The sequence below is a fragment of the Mycobacterium innocens genome, assembly GCF_900566055.1.
In the GTDB taxonomy this organism is placed as follows: domain Bacteria; phylum Actinomycetota; class Actinomycetes; order Mycobacteriales; family Mycobacteriaceae; genus Mycobacterium; species Mycobacterium innocens.
The window spans coordinates 1-12,724 of sequence record NZ_UPHQ01000288.1 but is presented as its reverse complement, the minus strand read 5'-3'; the positions used below and the strand labels follow the sequence as shown (position 1 = coordinate 12,724).

General features: G+C 64.6%; 9 protein-coding genes and 2 pseudogenes. 8 read left to right on the top strand and 3 right to left on the bottom strand.

Annotation, left to right across the window (positions count from 1 at the left end):
- Positions 1-485 precede the first annotated feature (485 nt).
- Positions 486-1,412, bottom strand: a pseudogene (locus tag EET03_RS27830) (universal stress protein).
- 410 nt (positions 1,413-1,822) lie between these two features.
- On the opposite strand from EET03_RS27830, the gene EET03_RS27825 reads away from it, so the two are divergent.
- The gene (locus EET03_RS27825; RefSeq protein WP_167470719.1) at positions 1,823-4,612 is read left to right on the top strand and encodes a cation-translocating P-type ATPase; all 2,790 of its coding nucleotides are present in this window, start codon (positions 1,823-1,825) and stop codon (positions 4,610-4,612) included.
- A gap of 137 nt (positions 4,613-4,749) precedes the next feature.
- Here the strand turns inward: EET03_RS27825 and EET03_RS27820 are convergent, their stop codons facing one another.
- Positions 4,750-5,502: a SagB/ThcOx family dehydrogenase gene (locus tag EET03_RS27820; protein WP_208649152.1), complete on the bottom strand. Its 753-nt coding sequence runs from the start codon at positions 5,500-5,502 to the stop codon at positions 4,750-4,752.
- A gap of 483 nt (positions 5,503-5,985) precedes the next feature.
- Here EET03_RS27820 and EET03_RS27815 point away from each other — a divergent pair, with 483 nt between their 5' ends.
- The 4 genes from EET03_RS27815 to EET03_RS27800 all read left to right on the top strand — a co-directional run bounded on the left by EET03_RS27815 (position 5,986) and on the right by EET03_RS27800 (position 9,923).
- Positions 5,986-6,591 (top strand): TetR/AcrR family transcriptional regulator, encoded by a 606-nt coding sequence (locus tag EET03_RS27815; RefSeq protein WP_075541263.1) that lies wholly within the window; start codon positions 5,986-5,988, stop codon positions 6,589-6,591.
- Between the two features lie 27 nt (positions 6,592-6,618).
- The gene (locus EET03_RS27810) at positions 6,619-7,830 is read left to right on the top strand and encodes an acyl-CoA dehydrogenase family protein (RefSeq protein WP_075541262.1); all 1,212 of its coding nucleotides are present in this window, start codon (positions 6,619-6,621) and stop codon (positions 7,828-7,830) included.
- Positions 7,831-7,853: 23 nt separating this feature from the next.
- The gene (locus tag EET03_RS27805; protein ID WP_075541261.1) at positions 7,854-9,047 is read left to right on the top strand and encodes a glycosyltransferase; all 1,194 of its coding nucleotides are present in this window, start codon (positions 7,854-7,856) and stop codon (positions 9,045-9,047) included.
- A gap of 207 nt (positions 9,048-9,254) precedes the next feature.
- Positions 9,255-9,923, top strand: coding sequence for a CPBP family intramembrane glutamic endopeptidase (locus EET03_RS27800; RefSeq protein WP_244232573.1), 669 nt, complete (start codon positions 9,255-9,257; stop codon positions 9,921-9,923).
- 94 nt (positions 9,924-10,017) lie between these two features.
- On the opposite strand, the gene EET03_RS27795 is transcribed toward EET03_RS27800, so the two are convergent.
- Positions 10,018-10,737: an NUDIX hydrolase gene (locus EET03_RS27795; protein WP_075541259.1), complete on the bottom strand. Its 720-nt coding sequence runs from the start codon at positions 10,735-10,737 to the stop codon at positions 10,018-10,020.
- Positions 10,738-10,838: 101 nt separating this feature from the next.
- Between EET03_RS27795 and EET03_RS27790 the strand changes: the two genes are divergently transcribed.
- The 3 genes and pseudogenes from EET03_RS27790 to EET03_RS27780 form a co-directional block, all read left to right on the top strand.
- Positions 10,839-11,753: a ribonuclease Z gene (locus EET03_RS27790; protein ID WP_075541258.1), complete on the top strand. Its 915-nt coding sequence runs from the start codon at positions 10,839-10,841 to the stop codon at positions 11,751-11,753.
- A 215-nt stretch (positions 11,754-11,968) separates the two neighbouring features.
- Positions 11,969-12,400: a hypothetical protein gene (locus tag EET03_RS27785; RefSeq protein ID WP_075541257.1), complete on the top strand. Its 432-nt coding sequence runs from the start codon at positions 11,969-11,971 to the stop codon at positions 12,398-12,400.
- A 91-nt stretch (positions 12,401-12,491) separates the two neighbouring features.
- Positions 12,492-12,724: pseudogene (locus EET03_RS27780) on the top strand (IS1634 family transposase); the annotation flags it as partial.

The window sequence follows — 12,724 nt, the reverse complement described above, 5'->3', positions numbered from 1 at the left end:
ATGTGGCGGTTTGAAGCCACCCCCCGCAGGGCGACTCCGAAGGGCCGACAATCCCTCATCTCCTGCACAGCACCGCTTCGGAAAGCTCTACCTACATCGAACTCCCTTCCACGTTCGGGACACACCCGCCAGTACACACTCGGCGCAGCCGATGCACACTCCGCGCGCAGTTGGGAATTACTCATCTAGCCCCGAAATTCTCGAAGGGCCTCCGTCGACCGTTTCCAGCTCGACCGCCCCGCGTGAGCGCACCAGGGCGTGTCGAACCGGCCGTCATACACCCAAAGCCTGGGCTTCTGTCAGGTCGTGAATCTGTGCGGTTCAAAGCGGGTCGTTTACAACGCGACGCCGCATCGACCCAGCGGTACAGCCCCAGCTGGTTGTAAATCAGCTTTCAGTAGGGCCGGCACCACGAAGCTCAGGGGCGGACTCCGCAGCAACAGCTCATCATCTTCTTCCCCCGCGAATTCCGCTCCGGCTCGGCCTCAATGGGTTTGAGGTCTGCGGGCGATGATCACCGGAATCTGCGCCGAGTTGACGACCGCCCTGCTGACCGAGCCGAGCAGCATTCCTGGGAACCCTCCGCGGCCATGGCTGCCCACCACCAATAGCTGAGCGGTCTTAGCTTAGCTTGTTCGAGCAGACGGGGCGCCGGCCGATCGCACACCACGACCTTGTGCACGACGACATCGGGATAACGTTCTTGCCGTCCAGAAAGACGCTCGGCCAGGACTTCTTTCTCCTGGTCCTCGATGTTGCGCCACTCAATGGGCGCCCAGTTGGTACTCGGGAAGTCAAGCGGACCCATATCACTCCAGGCATGCAGTGCCACCAATTCCACGCCGCGGCGCGATGCCTCGTCGAACGCGATATCGGTGGCCAACTCAGAGGTCGGTGAGCCGTCGATGCCCACCACCACCACCGCCGCCTGCGGCGAGCGCGCCGTGAGCACGTCTTCGTCGTGGATCACGGCGACCGGGCAATGGGCGTAGTGGGGCCAGTCCGGAGCTAACCGATCCCAACAGCGCGCCGGCCACACCGCCCTGGCCGCGGCAGCCGACCACGACCATGTCGGCACTCTTGGATAGGTCAACCAGGGCGGGCACAATCGCGGCGTGCAGCACCTCGCTCGTGACATGCGGGGCGCGGCTTGTCGAGGTGGCCTCAGCGACGACCTTGTCGGCCTGCTCGATGATTTCGCACGCGCGTTCTTCTTGCCAACCCGCATAGTTGGCGAGTATCGGGAGGCCTGACCACCCCTCCGAGGTAGCCATCGGAGCGATGACATGCACCAAATGAATTGGCACGTTGCGCATCTCAGCATCCGTTGCCGCCCATTGGCCCGCCGCTGTGGACGATGGCGAGCCATCGATACCAACCACAATTCCGGGGTGGACGTGCGAATCTGGCATGAGGACCTCCCTGATGGAGCCCATGACTACGGCACGTCGTGGGCGAGCGTGTCGTCCCGGTACCCGCTGACATTAGGCAACCATCGCGGTCGGGACAGGAGGCATTGGTCCCTAACTCATGGGGCAGTGGCGCCCGGGTGTAGACGAGAGATGGCCCGACAGGGTCATAATGTGATCAATGCTTGGCCGGACCGTGGGCAGCGTCCCGCGAGATGGTGGTCGTCACGTTGGCCCGGTTCTGGGCGGCGCCCGGAAGTGAGCACTCGCCCGTCGGCTAGTCATAAGACAGGCACTGGGGGCCATCGTTGGCATACCGGACCTCCCTGATGGCCGAGCATCGGCGGTGGTCGCTGAGCTGTGTGACCTTTGCCTCCTGACGGTGCGGCGTCTGCGATGTCACGCTCGAAATGATGGGCTCAGCATTGGTTTCAACAGAGTTGTTGCCGCAGCACCCGCATGCCTCGGCGGTCGTAGATGTTGCTGGTGAATTGGGTGTCGACCTGGAGGTCGGCCTTGATGAGACCGCGGTCGAGCGGCGCCGACAACTGTTCGGCCCTAATCTCCTTGCGACACGTCGACCGGTCTCCAACTTCATGCTGCTGGTTCGCCAGTTCGCAAGCCCCGTGGTGGTCCTGCTGGCAACGGCGATGGTCGTGTCATTTTCTTTCGGTGAGTGGCAACAGGCGATTGCGATCGCCATCGTGCTGTTGATCAACACGGCGATCGGCTACGCCACGGAGCGCCGGGCAGTGCGCTCGATGGAGGCGTTGCGAGCGCTGGGCGGGCGCAGCGCTCGGGTACGCAGAGACGGCCGGTCCATGGTGGTCAACGCCGATGCGTTGGTGCCCGGCGACGTCGTGCTCTTGGAGGCGGGTGACGTCGTGTCCGCCGACCTACGATGCGCGGACAGCGCGGGGCTAAGTGTCGATGAGTCGGCACTGACCGGCGAATCGGTGCCGGTTCACAAGACCGCGGAGCCAGACCCGGAGGCGGCGGCCCTTCATGACCGCGCCGCGATGCTGTTCAAGGGCACTCATGTGGTCGGCGGTAGTGGCGAAGGAATTGTGGTGGGCACCGGGCTGTCCACCGAGGTCGGCCGCATCACCCAGCTGGTCGAGGAGGCCCATCAGGGGAGGTCGCCGTTGGAAGATCACCTGGCGCGCCTGTCGCGCCAGCTCATCTGGCTGACCTTGGTATTAGCGTCTGTCGTGGCGGCAGCAGGGCTACTCAACGGCAAGCCGGCGCCGCTGATGATTGAGACCTCGATCGCACTTGCGGTGGCGGCGATCCCGGAAGGCCTGCCGATCGTGGCCACGCTTGCTCTTGCCCGCGGAATGCTGCGCATGGCGCGACAAAGCGCACTGGTGGAGAACCTCTCGGCGGTGGAGACGCTGGGCTCGACCACGGTAGTCCTTACCGACAAGACCGGCACATTGACCGAAAATCGTATGGTCGTTGACAGCGTCGTCACCGTCACCGGTGGGTTCGATTTCGACTACCAGGCCAACACCGTGCTCGCCAGGGGTTTGCCCGTCGACCCGTCTGCTGATGCGGAGCTCATGCGTGTGTTGTTGGTTGGGGTGTTGTGCGGAAACGCCGACTACGACGTCGAAACCAAGATCGGCAACGGTGATCCGATGGAGGTCGCGCTGTTACAGGCCGGTGCGCTCGGGGGGTTGAGTCGCGGCGATCAGCTGACCCTGTACCCGGAGGTCGCCGAGTATCCGTTCGACCCCGCTACCAAATGGATGGCGACCGTGCATCGTGATCACGACGAGTATTTCGCTGCGATGAAGGGGGCGCCCGAAGTAGTGCTGGCGCTGGCGGATCGCATCGGTGTCGCGGCGGAGCCGTTCGATGACGACCGCAAGGCGCACTGGCTAGCCGTGGCCCAGGAATTGGCGACTGACGGGCTACGTGTGCTCGGGCTCGCCGAGCATGCGTGCGTGGATCCGCAGCAACTCTTCAGCAGTGGGATGGTGTTTGTCGGGTTGGTGGCATTTCGTGACCCGCCGCGGGATGACATCGCCAGCGCGGTAGGCGCGCTGCGCCGAGCGGGCCTTGGCGTCGTCATGGCCACGGGTGACCATCCCAGCACGGCGATGGCCGTCGCAAGGGAGGTCGGCATCGCAGCGACTGACACTGTCGTCACGACCGGTGACGAGCTGTCTCGCCTCAAGGACGCGCCCGAGTCGGTACCCAATGGGATAGCGCGCACGCAGGTTTTTGCGCGGGTAAGCCCGCGCCAGAAACTTGACCTCATTGACCTCTTCCAACGCGAAGGCCAAGTTGTGGCCATGATCGGTGACGGCGTCAACGACGCGCCGGCTCTTATGAAGGCCGACATCGGCGTCGCGATGGGTAAGCGAGGCACCGAGGTGGCACGCGATGCGGCCGACATGGTGCTGCTCGATGACCGATTCCCGACGATCGTGATCGCCGCGCACGAGGGCAGAGTCATCTTCGACAATATCCGCCGCTTCGCGGTCTATCTGCTCTCCTGCAATCTGGCCGAAGTGCTGGTGGTGGGGCTCGCCGTGGTCGGCGGGCTGCCGTTGCCGCTGTTGCCCCTGCAGATCTTGTTCCTCAACCTGGTGACCGACGTGTTTCCGGCATTCGCATTGGCCACCGGCGAAGGAGAGGGCGACGTGCTCGACCAACCGCCGCGACGCCCGAAAGAGCCGATCATTTCGGCCAGTTTGTGGCGCATGATGGCGGGCTATGGAGTGGCGATCGCGGTAAGCACCCTGTTGGCGTTCGTCGCTGCCCGGTATTGGCTTGAATACGACACTGCGACAACGGCAACGGTGTCGTTTGTGACCATCGCACTGGCCCAGTTATGGCATGTTTTCAACATGCGCGGGCCCCGCAGCGCGGTGTTGTGCAACGCTGTCACACGCAACCGGCTGGTCTGGTGTGCACTGGCGCTCTGCCTGGGGCTGATCGCGGCCGCCTTCACCATTCCCGTGTTAGCCAAGGCGCTACAGATCCAGGCGATCGGTATCCAAGGATGGACGCTGGCCCTCGGATGCAGCATGCTGCCCCTCGCGGCAGGACAGACATCGCTCGCAGTCCGCGGGCGCAAGGGCGACCTTCAGTGCCCCAGAGCTGCATCACCTCTGACGTCGGCTTCGCCCCAACTGGCGGGCGCTTCGAAATCGACCTCCGAGAGATCCTCCAAATCGGCAATGGGCTCATGAACCGGATACGTCCCGGAGTTCTTCGTCCAGCGTGCGGCCAGGCATAGCAAGCGATCGGTATGCTGCGCCGGCTGCGAATGAAGCTGCACCGACGCCTCCAGAAGGCCGCCGGTGGTGAAGTAACCTCGCTGTCTTCTTTACTCCAGAGCCCGCCGTATCCCCACTGGCATCAAGCACAACGCTTGCTCATCCTCCGCCAAGCCGAGGATTGCGTTTACCCGGTCGTCCAAGAATGCGCCGATAAAGACGGTTCCCAGGTCCAGCGCGGTGGCCTGCAGGTACACATTTTGGGCGGCGCTCCCGACCTCCATATGTACGTAGCGCGGCGCTCTAGCACCATATTTGACCTGTGTGCGCTGGTAGACCGCAGCGAAAACAATTACAATCGGTGCCTGCCGGATGGGATCTTGCTTCAAAGCAGCCAGGTAGAGGTCGTCCCGTTGGTCCTGGTTGGACACCCCCAGCAGTTGCTGTCCGGATGGCAGATACTTATAGATGCCAGGTCTGAGACCATTTACTGCGCCAGCCAGCAGATAAATTTCCAGCGGATGCAGCCCGCCGGCTGAAGGCGCTGTTCTGTAACCGTTTTCGTGCGTGATGCCCTGGGCCGCCCAAAACAATTGCGAGACTTCGTCCAGCGACAGCGGCTCGTCTGCATATTCCCGCACCGACCGGCGACTTTGCATAGCTGATTCCAACGAGACCGGGCCGTCGAGACGCACGGGCGGCAGCTGAAGATGGTAGCCAATACGTTGCGGCCGCTGACCAACTTCGCTACCGCCGATCAAATAATATATCGCCGATATGATCGTTGCGATCAAGATAATCCCAACCAATAAACGCCATTTACCCATAATCGCCAATCCTGATAAGCCGTCTAACTGCGGCATGTACCGTTAGGGTAGCCGAACCGCGATCATAACTTGTTGCGATGATATTACATTCGTTTCCGTAAACCATTCTTCTCTACCAAGATGTATTTGGAGAAGAGCGACAGTGCTAGCGAAATCAGCGCCATGGCGTACAACGCAGAAGCCCAGATCTAGAGGATCGATCGCCGGACAGCCGGCTACTGGGGCCTGCGTCCGGCAACACCCAACTCTGCTTTTCATGGAATTTCTCCACACGACGAGGCGATCATTGGCCACTCGTTCGCCCTGCGACAGGGCCGTTGGTCACCGGCGACCGGGCCGATGCCCGCCTGTCGATGGATCCGCGAGTCCGCGATGACGGCCTGGCCGGCAACAGATTGGGTGTGAATCGGGGCCCGGGTTGGTGCTCCAGACCTTCTTCCAGTGCGCCGCCGGGAAGCGGCGTCGGGTCGGCCGACGAGAATGCTTGCGCCACCATAGGTGAGTGAGTACTCTCTCACTATGCCCGTCTCGGGACGCGACCGTTTGCTGTCGGCAGCACTGAGGCTTTTTGCCGCCAAGGGGTACGCGGCCACTTCAGTTGCCGATATCCAGCGGGCGTCCGGCCTGGCGCCCGGATCGGGCGCGCTCTACAAGCACTTCGGCTCCAAGCGTGAACTGCTCGAGGCCGCGGTAGCGCACCGTATCGACAGCATCGTGGCCGCGCGGGAGCAGTACGACGCGGGGCAACCGGACAGCGTCGAGCAGGCGGTGCGCACTGCTGGCCGGCTGATCTGGAACAACCTGAAACACAGCGAAGACCTACTCAAAGTCATGCTGCGCGAGCCCGATGCACTCGGTGATCTCGACGAGAAGACCTGGCAAGTCATCACCGACAATGCCTATCAGCGGTTCGCCGACGAATTGGCCGCGTCCAATCGTTCTGGTCGCACCCGGATACCCGACCCGGAAGCGGCCGCCGCCGTCGCAATCGCGTCCTTGTCCCACGCCGCCACGCTGCAGGCATTGACCGGCCGAACCCCCGGAAACGTCGATGACGATCGGTATTTCGAGGCATGGGTCAACCAGACGGTAAGCGTCCTCGCGCAGTACGCCGACACCCGTTGAGCACCACACTATTTCAGGAGTAGAGCCATGACATTCTCACTGCAACTGAGCGACGACGTGATACAGGTGCGCGACTGGGTGCACGAGTTCGCGACCGAAGTGATCCGCCCGGCCGCCTCCGAGTGGGACGAACGGGAAGAGACTCCGTGGCCGGTCATCCAGGAGGCGGCCAAGGTCGGCCTGTACTCCCCCGACTTCTTCGGGCAGCAGGCCGCGGAGCCGACGGGACTGGGCATGCTGACCGCCTTCGAGGAGATGTTCTGGGGCGACGCCGGCATCGCGCTGTCGATCATGGGCACCGGCCTGGCCGCAGCAGCCTTGGCCGGCAACGGAACTCCGGAGCAACTGGGCCGCTGGCTGCCCGAGATGTTCGGCACGGCCGACGATCCCAAGCTGGGCGCGTTCTGCTCGTCGGAACCCGACGCGGGTTCTGACGTCGGCGCCATCCGCACCCGCGCCCGCTACGACGAGGCGGCCGGTGAGTGGGTGCTCAACGGCACCAAGACCTGGGCCACCAACGGCGGTATCGCCAACGTGCACATCGTGGTGGCGTCGGTCTATCCGGAGCTCGGCACCCGCGGCCAGGCCACGTTCATCATCCCGCCGGGCACCAAAGGCCTTGCCCAGGGGCAGAAGTTCAAGAAGCACGGCATCCGCGCTTCGCACACCGCCGAGGTGATGCTCGACGACGTGCGACTGCCCGCAGACTTGATCCTCGGCGGCCGGGAAAAGTTCGAGGCGCGGATCGCTCGGGCGAAGTCCGGCGCCTCGGTGGGCGGTCAGGCGGCGATGAAGACCTTCGAACGCACCCGGCCCACGGTGGGAGCAATGGCGGTGGGCGTGGCCCGCGCCGCCTACGAATATGCCCTCGAATATGCCTGCCAGCGCGAGCAATTCGGTCGAAAGATCGGCGAATTCCAAGCGGTGGCATTCAAGTTGGCGGACATGAAGAGCCGGATCGACGCGGCCCGGCTGCTGGTGTGGCGGGCCGGCTGGATGGCGCGCAACAATCAGAGCTTCGACTCCGCGGAGGGCTCGATGGCCAAGCTGGTGGCCAGCGAGACGGCCGTATACGTCACCGATGAGGCCATCCAGATCCTGGGCGGCAACGGGTATACCCGCGACTACCCGGTCGAGCGGATGCACCGTGACGCCAAGATCTTCACGATCTTCGAAGGAACCAGTGAGATTCAGCGCCTGGTGATCTCGCGGGCGCTGACCGGATTGCCCATCCGATAGCCGCCGCACGGTAGGTATCCGCGATGAAGGTCGTGGTGGCAAGCTATGGCAGCCGCGGCGATGTCGAACCCTGCACCGCCGTGGCTCGCGAACTGCTGCGGCGCGGTCACGACGTCTGTATGGCGGTGCCGCCCAACATGGTGGGCTTTGTCGAATCAGCGGGCCTCGCTGCCGTGGCCTACGGGCCGGACTCGCGCGAGCAGATGAATCCCGCCATGGATCTGGTCCGCGACTTCGTGGCCCAGCCCCGCAATCCGATCGGCCTGCTGTCTCAAGTGATCGAGCATGTCAGCCAGGTTAGCGCAGACAAGAGCGCGGCCCTGACGGCCCTGACGGCTGGGGCCGATCTGCTGTTGGCCAGCTTTAACGAACAACGCCTGGCCGCCAATGTCGCTGAATACCACGATATTCCAGTGGCAGCGCTGCACCTCTTTCCGGCACGTCTGTGGGCTTCCGGCGGGATGTCGCCGCTGATCACCACGGCGGTCGACGAAGCCCAACGGCATTCATTGGGGCTACCGCTACCCGGGGCCGACGAACCACCACCGATGCTGGAAATCCAGGCCTACGACGAACTCTGCCTACCGGGATCGGCAGCCGATTGGGTAGCACCGCGTGGCCGGCAGCCCTTCGTCGGCGCGCTGACGCTGCAGTTGCCGACGGGCGCCGACGACGAGGTCTTGTCCTGGATGGCTGCGGGGACACCGCCCATCTATTTCGGCTTCGGTAGCACACCGATCGAACGCCCCGCCGAGACGGTTGCCATGATCAATGGCGCCTGTGCCGAATTACGTGAGCGGGCACTGATTTGCAGCGGCGTCAACGACTTCCGCGGCATCGCCCATGCCGGCCACGTGAAGATCGTAGACGTGGTGAACCATGCGGCCGTCTTTCCGGGCTGCCGCGCAGTCGTTCACCATGGCGGTGCCGGCACCACGGCCGCGGGGATGCGGGCCGGAATCCCCACGTTGATCCTGTGGCTCTGGCTCGACCAGCCGGTCTGGGCAGCCGGGGTCAATCAGCTGGGAGTCGGTGTGGGACGGGTGTTTTCGGCCATTAACCAAGACACGCTGGTCGCAGACCTGCGTTCCATCCTCACTCCGCAACGCCTCGCTAGGGCGCGTGAGGTCGCCGCGCAACTGATCGCACCGGCGAAAAGCGTTGCCCTGGCCGCTGATCTGCTTGAAGAAGCCGCCCGGCCGGGGCGTGCCGGGTAATCACCGGTGCTTTCGACTCGCAGACCCTGTGCGAAGCGCGATGCTTGGCGTGACGGCGGACCCGCTGCCCGTCCAGGCCGTGACGTGCCTGCTGTGACCTGAAGCGGTAGCGTCACGGCCGTGGAAACAGATCGCGTCGATGAGACGGCTGCGCCCGGCCCGTCAGGGTTTTCGGCACCGGTTTCCGATTCCGTACCTCGCTGGGGTCTGGGCGCCTTCTTGCTGGTAGGGCTGGTCTACTTGCTGGCCTCGGCCGCATTCGTCGTCGTCCTCGCCGGTAGGGGCCCGTTGTCTGCGGGAATGCTTGCACTGGCGGTGGGAACCCCGACCGTGATCGCGGCCGGGCTGGCCTTGCTCATCACGAAGCTGCGCGGCAACGGTCCGCGCACCGACCTGAAGCTGCAATGGTCGTGGCACGGTGTGGGGCTGGGATTGCTGTTCGGGTTCGGCGGGCTGTTCGTCACGGTGCCCGTTTCGGTGCTCTACGCCTCGGTCGCCGGGCCCGGCGCGAAATCCGCTGTCGCCAGCGTCTTCAGTGGCGTCCAGGCGTCCTGGCCATGGGCGGTGGCCGTGTTTGCGCTTGTGGTGTTCGTCGGGCCGCTGGGCGAGGAGATCATCTTTCGGGGGCTGCTGTGGGGAGCGGTGGATCGACGCTGGGGGCGGTGGGCTGCGCTGGTGGTAACCACCGTGGTGTTCGCGCTGGCTCATCTCGAGTTCACCCGGGCTCCGCTGTTGGTGGTGGTGGCGATCCCGATCGCGCTTGCGCGGTTGTATTCCGGTGGCCTGTTGGCCAGCATTGTCGCGCACCAGGTGACGAACCTGTTGCCGGGCATCATATTGATGCTTGGTGTGGCTGGGGTCATGCCGATGCCGTGAGGCAAACCCTGGGGTTCGCAAACCCCAGGGCTGCCATGGATTTCAGACGAAGAGCGCACCGAAGCCGTGCTGTGGGCGATCGGCGGCGTGCTGCCTACTTCCAGGCGAATACCGGTTGCTCAAACTCGTCGACCGGATCCGGGCGACCTTCCAGGCCAAGCCACCGCAGTTGCAGCAGCACCGCACCCGTGGGTGCGTGGATTAGGTGATTACCCAACGGGATCTGCACGACCGGCCGCGGGCTCTCCGGGATTGCGAGGAATCGCGGCGAGTCGTCGCGCTGCAGTTGGTGAAGCCCCACCCGGTACACCGCCATCACCTCCTCAGGTGCGGGGCGGGGCTGCAGCCGCCCGCCACCCCAGATCACCACCGGGGTGATGACATATCCGGACCGCGTCGGGTAGTCGTCGAGCAGGCCGAGCACCGCCGAGTCGGACAATCGGATGCCGACCTCTTCGTCGAGTTCCCGCAGTGCGGCATCGACCGCGCTTTCCCCCCGATCCACCCGGCCTCCGGGCAGCGCCCACTGCGCGGCATGGGAAGTGAGGCGAAATGCTCTGCGGCACAAGAGAAAAGCGGCACCACCAGACGCGTCTACCATACGGCTGTCGAAGCCTGACTCGGGCGGTGGCCGGCCGGCGAACCGCTCGGCCACCGGCACCGAATTCACCCCGTCCTCACCGACCTCGGAGTCGACCAGCACCACCGCGACGGCAGCATGGCGCTTGGTCGGGTCGGTCACCGCGCGGCGGTCGTGGCCGGCCAGGTGTGTCCGGATCTGATCCCGTAACGCGTCGTCGTAGCTGATCGTCACCGCTCGACGATAGGACGAAGCCGCCGGATGTCACCAGCTTCTGCCTGCGGCGCCTGACTGTGGCGGGCGACGAAATTCTTCGCGGGCCGTAGTCTCGGACTGTGTCGGTCCGGGAGCTGATTGTGCTCGGCACCTCAAGTCAGGTGCCTACCCGACACCGCAATCACAACGGCTACCTGCTGCGCTGGGACGAGGAGCGGCTGCTGTTCGACCCCGGCGAGGGGACCCAACGGCAAATGCTGCTCGCCGGTGTGCCCCTCACCGCCGTGACGCGGCTATGTATTACGCACTTTCACGGCGACCACTGCCTGGGCGTGCCCGGCGTGGTGCAGCGGTTGTCGCTGGACGACGCACAACACCGGGTGCACGCCTACTTCCCGGCCTCGGGGCGACAATTCTTCGCGCGGCTGCACCACGCCTGCATTTTCCACGACCGCGCCAACGTGCACGCGGAGCCCGTTGCCGAAGACGGCCCGGTGGCGACGGGAGCGTTCGGAGTCTTGGAAGCACGAAAGCTCGATCATTCCGTCGATGCGATCGGCTACCGCCTGATCGAGCCCGACGGTCGACGGTTCGTGCCCGAACTGTTGGCGCGCTTTGGCATCGCAGGGCCCGCGGTGGGCGAGTTGCATCGGGCCGGGTCGGTCCAAATCGGCGGGCGCACTGTCGATTTGTCAGAAGTCAGTGAGGCACGCCGTGGCCAGCGATTCGCCTTCGTCATGGATACCCGGTTGTGCGACGCGGTCTACGCTCTGGCTGAGGGCGTGGACCTGTTGGTGATCGAGGCGACGTTCCTGAGCGAAGACTCGGACTTGGCCGCACATTACGGGCATCTGACCGCGCGGCAGGCGGCGCGGGTGGCAGCGGAGTGCGGGGTGCGGCGGCTGGTGCTGACGCACTTCTCCCAGCGATACACCGACGCCCGGCGCTACCGCGACGAGGCGGCCGAGGTGTTCGCCGGCGACCTGGTCATCGCGGAGGACCTGGCTCGGATATCGGTCCCCAAGCGGCGGTAGGTGCGGCGAGAACGGGAACGCGCGCTGCTGCTCAACACGGTGGTAGGGCATCCGGTTGTCGCCTAGCGAAGAACCCGGAGGCTACCTCTCCCAGTTGATCGCTGCGGTCACGATACGGCCGGCTGCACGCGCCGTCGCCGGTCCAACGTCACCATGTGCAAGGCCGAAGGTCCCGAGCGCCGCCGGACCGGGAAGGTAACTGCGAAGATGGGTGCATGGTAATTCCCTGGGACTCGGCGGTCACCGCCGATACCGACACCATCGTCGGTTCGCTGGCCAGTAGCGACAGCGTGGCGGTCGCGGGCTCCATCGCGACCGCCGGTAGCGCCGCCGTCGCCGGGTCGGCCGCAACCGCGGGCAGTGTCGCAGTAGCGGGTTCGGTCGCCACCGCGGGTAGTGTCGCGGTCGCCGGGTCGGCGGCTATCGCGGGCAGTGTCGCAGTGATTGCGAGCGCGCTGAGTGTGTTGTGCATCGCCGTCCGGGAATGCGTGGCATGCCTGGCATGCATCGCCTGCGCCCGATGCGTGGCCTGTGTCGGATGTGTGCGTTGTACCGACTGTGTCGGCTGCGTCGGCTGCGTGAACTGTTCCGGCCTGCGCAATGCCAAGGGCGCCAGGAACATTCACGTGCCGGCCGGCGCTCGCTAGCGCTAGCGGGAGTTTCCGGCCTTCGTGGTTGAGCGGCGTGTCTTGTGTTGTGGTGCTTGAGGTTTGTGGGTTTGGAGTGTATTACCCATATATTGCGTCGATCGTGGGTAAGCGACGCGGCAAGCAGACCTATTACTACCTGGTGGAATCGGCTCGAGTGCAGGGCAAGCCGCGCATCGTGTCTCAGCAGTATTTGGGCAGCGCGGAGGAGGTGATGGCGAAGCTGTCCGAGACGCCGGCCGGGCAGCCGATCCGTAGCCAGCACAAGCAGTTCGGGGATCTGGCTGCGGTGTGGTCGATGCTGGCCCGGCTGGATGTGGCCGG